Source organism: Gilliamella sp. CG22 (assembly GCF_046635725.1).
Taxonomy (GTDB): Bacteria; Pseudomonadota; Gammaproteobacteria; order Enterobacterales; family Orbaceae; genus Gilliamella; species Gilliamella apicola_I.
Genome location: NZ_JBIDFK010000020.1, coordinates 1 through 4,867, shown reverse-complemented (window position 1 = coordinate 4,867; position 4,867 = coordinate 1). Strand labels below are relative to the sequence as shown.

Genomic DNA, 4,867 nt, shown 5'->3' with positions numbered 1-4,867 from the left:
ACCGGTGCGTCTGCTCAGAACTTATTTATCAAAGGGCAAGGCGGTGATATCAACTTAGAGATAAAAGACGACAAAGGTAATGGCGCCAAAAATATTCCCATTAAACTAATTAATTCTGCATCAACAAAAGAGTTAACGCTTGCCACCAATGATAAAGGTGAAATTGACATCAAAAATACTTTAAAAACCTATAAGTATGACCTAATTGTTGATATTGAAGATTTTATTGCTGACTCAAGTAATCAAACTAAATATACCTTATGGGATGCAACATTACCCGATAATTCGCATAAATACATTAATACGATAGAGTTTAATATGAATGGTACCAATCAAAAAGGTGCATTCAATATAAAACCACGTAATGAATGGGGCGTCGATGGAATCGTAGCTATAGATCAAAACAATGACGGTATCTATGGTGCTGATACGGATACTGGCGCATTAGGTATGAATGTCGAGCTTTACTATCCCGGCACGACAACCAAAGTTTTGGGCACAAAAACGATAACTACAAGCGATGATGGTCTATATCGTTTTAAAGATTTAGCGGTGGCGAGTTATGACATAAAAGTAACCAATGTGAAAGCGCCTTATATTCCACTTAGCAAACTTGAACAAAACATCAAAATAACAGATGCAAATAACCAAACAAGTGGTCCGACATTTTTATTAAAAATTGATCCAAATGATTCAAGTTTATCTGGTATATCGGGTCAGGTATTTGTCTTATCAAATCAGTTTTTGCCTAGGGGACCTGATTCTGGTAAGCCTTATAATATATTACCTGTATCAAATACGACTTATTTAGAAACCCCCGTCGATCTTTATCAATACGATGATAGTACATGGAAAAAGATTGCTACACAAACAACAAATAAGAGCAATGGATTATATCAATTCCGTGGTTTGGCGATCGGCAAAGATTATAAAGTGGTCATTAACGAATCTGGTATAGATTTAAATTCCTATATTTTTGTGAATGATTCTGATGGTAAATCAACCAGTACTTCACCAAAATCAAGAAGTAGCCATAAAGGGAAAGTAAAACTTAGTAATGGTACTCAGGCTAATATCGCCCCTAAAGAAATTATTGTTGTTGGTTTAGGTAAAGGAACCCAATCGAATCGAAACTTTTGGTATTCTCCCCTTCGAGAGAACTTAGGAACGTTAAACGTTGAAAGCAATATTAGAACAGCTAATTTAACTACAGCTTGGGGTGGTGTGGTTGATGGTGTCAGCTTAACACACACTGCTACAACTTACATGAAAGTCTCTTTTTATGAAGAAGACGGCGTAACTCCGCTTCTTGATAAACAAGGAACCCCATTAGCTGCAACACTCGGCAAACGTGGTTCGTATGGCGTGCTCGGTGCGCTCGGTAGGATAGCTGCTCCGATTGATCATGCCGGGTTATATACTTATAAAATTGATGATATTAATGACGAAATTGAAGCTGACTATTCGAGTGGTGATTATATTTTAACGATACAAACGGAACTTTCACACTCGAATGCTATGTATTTCAAACCTAAAAAGCCGAATACGCTATCTGGTTATGTTTATCTGAATAATAGCCATTCTGGCGCTTTGGGTGATTATAACCCAGATGAAGATACAGCAATTAAATTTGCCCAGGTATCGTTATACAAAAAGCAGTCAGATAATACATGGAACTTATTCACAAATTTTGGTACGAATCAGGACGGTTATTATAATTTTACAAATCTACCGGATGGTCAATATCGTGTTTTAACTAGACCAAGTTTTTCTGCTGGAAGTAATTTTAATTCACAAGATATTGAACTTGAAAATAATGATCAAAATACTGGCGTTGAAAATAACCAGTCAGTTTTTGAAATAAAAATTGAAGGTGGAAAAGCGCATAATAAGGGAACTAACTTTTGGTATAAGCTGAAACAACAAGATTATGTTGTTCGTGGTAAAGTTTACCTAGATACATATTCTGGCAAAGGGAAATTAGAAGTTAATATTCCAGGGACTTATGATGATCTACCACTTTTTGATGCGACAGTCTTACTTTGTAAAGATAACAATGCTTGTGTAATAGGCGGACAAAGTGTTATTGCATCTAAAAAAACTGGTTCTGATGGGCTTTATAAATTTACCGGCGCTGATGGGCTAACAGCTGGAAAAGATTTTATCGTTAAAGCATTACGTAAAAGCGTAACAGCAGTAGAAAATAGCAGTCAAGATCTTGCAACTAGCCATAAAATTCGATTTGACAAACTTGGTGCACCAATTGTTAAAAATTTTCTAATGCAAGGAAAAGGTAATATTCGTGCTATGCCTGTTAATGATATGAATGGCGATAGGTATGGTTCAGATTCAGAGAGAGGGACTAATACATCAAATGTTTATTATTGGGATAAAAACAGTAATGATTATCAGTATTGGGGTAAGTTCTGGACGATGGAGCTATACTCATTACCGGAAGGCAAATACCGTATAGTTCACACTCCGGGCAATGATTTTATCGACATTGCGGATGTGGATCCAGCAACACCACCAGGAACGCTAGATTTTGAAGTATTAGCCGATGGTTCACTTGCCAATAATTTAGATAAAAATAAATTATATCTAATGCAAGCTCAAGTTGTACCATCAAATACGACCGAGGCAATTTCGGGCAAGCTTTATCTGGATGTAACAGGTTCTAAAAACAAAGACGGGGCAGCTGAGCTCACTAAAGAAGAACTTATTCAATATAATAAAGGTTTGCTAACCGTAAGTGGTATTTTTACCCCTCGCATCTACCCGGGATATTTTAACGGTAATGTTGACGATATTTTGGATCAAGTTGACTTTATCGATAAAAGTGTACAATACACGGGCGAATTTGCTTATACAGCCGCGAATTCAACGCGAGGAAAATTATATCTAACCAATATGTTATTACGTTTAACTGGTTTGGATACCACGCAATTTGAATTGGTCGGTAACAGTGGTCAGTTAAAAGGCGCTTATCTGCCAACAAAAGTACAAACAAATCTGGAATATATGCAAGTTGCGCCTTCAGGTTTATTGGGAGCACCAGATCAGTACTGGTTAGTAAAACTGAAAAATGATACAGAGATCAGTGGTCGACTTTATTACGATTATGACGATGATGGTTTTTTTACTCCGGGCACAAATGATGTTGTGATTTCGGGTGTCACCGTTGAGTTATATCGTAATGGTGAACTCTATGCAAAAACTAAAACCGATAAATCCGGTCTATATAACTTTAAAAATTTATTTAATGATACTTATACCGTTAAAGTTACTGAACAGGGTTTAGATAAACAACGTTATGAATTAAAGAGTGTTTCAAATACAGTAACGGGTATTACCATTGATGGAAAAACACCAAAAGTAACGGGTGATAATTTAGATTTTATTTACAAGAAAAACGGCGATGCGGCGATCACCGGTCATGTAATGGTTGATATTAACAATAATGGCACACTAGAAAATTATGTTAATAAAACAGGGGACATGGCGATACCGGATATAAACGTCAAATTATATAAATTTGATGGTTCCAATCGTACGTTTTATCGTGAAGTAAAAACGAATGCAAAAGGTTACTATAGTTTTAGTGGTATTGATTTAAATACTGATTATATTGTAGAAATTGAACCCACAAAAGGTTTTGGTGTTATTGCTAATGCAGAGGGTAACACAAATATCAATTTAAAACCGATTCACTTTGAAGATGTTGGAAAGACAGTTCAAAACCAATACTTCTTATTGGCAGGAAGTTCAAATAGTTCACCGTCAGCTGGTATAAACAGTAGTTATGCAATCAACAGCGGAATTTCTGGAAAAACCTTGTTAAATGGTAGCGATCCAGTTGAGCCAATTACTCAAGTTTTAATTGGTTTACGTGATGCAAACAATAACGAGATTGCACGTCAGTATACCAATGATAAAGGTGAATACCACTTCTATAATCTATCCCAAGGGAAGTACAGCATTAATATTGTCGCTTCACCAGATGGTTATTCATTAGTTAAAAACAGTAAAGGTACCACTCAACCAATTGATACTTTATCTGGTCTAGATTTAACTAATGTGGGTATAAAAGACAATAATTTCTATTTTAAACAAGCGAGTGATGAAGGTATTGGTGGTAAAATCTATGTTGATTATGCCGATAATAATACCGATTTTAATCAGTTAAATGAGTTTGCCTATTTACTTGATAGTGCGATCACGTATACCGTTGAGCTACGTGACGGTTTAGATGGAACTGGTAAGCTATTAATGACCCAACAAACCGTAGATGGTGAGTATCATTTCTCTAATCTGGTGTTTGGTGATAATGCTAACTATTCTGTGGTACTGAAATTAGACGCTAATGCCGACCATGAGTTTAAACAAAGCTCAGCAGGTAACGATCCGAAACATATTGTTATTCCGGTTGCGAATTTACCAAAAAAAGGTTCACTGGATAACAATTATCTGTTGGTAGGAAAATTAAAAATCGATGGTTATGTCTGGGTTGATGAAAATGACAGCAAAGACAGACAGGGTGATGAAGGGCTTAATGGCATTAATGTGACCCTTAATTATCAGGCACCGGGTGCAACGGATTATGTCGAGCTTAAAAAGGTTAATACCGACACTTCAGGTCACTATCAGTTTGAAAAATTACCGAAAGGCGGTAACTATCAAATTAAGGTTAGCACACCGGAAGGAACGGAATTAATTGCGGACAGTGTCATAGCCGGAAATAGTGATAGCTTTGAGTTTAAAACGTTAAAACAAAATGAGTTAGACAAAAGTTCAGCGTATAAATATATTGCCATGATCAAAGGTCATGTCAGCATTGATATAGACAACAGCCGAACCCACTCAGCGA

1 protein-coding gene is annotated in these 4,867 nt (G+C 36.2%); it reads left to right on the top strand.

What is annotated here, in order from left to right; translation table 11 throughout:
• The coding region (locus tag ACGH46_RS10885; protein WP_411605628.1) for an SdrD B-like domain-containing protein at positions 1–4,867 on the top strand (4,867 nt) is incomplete at both ends.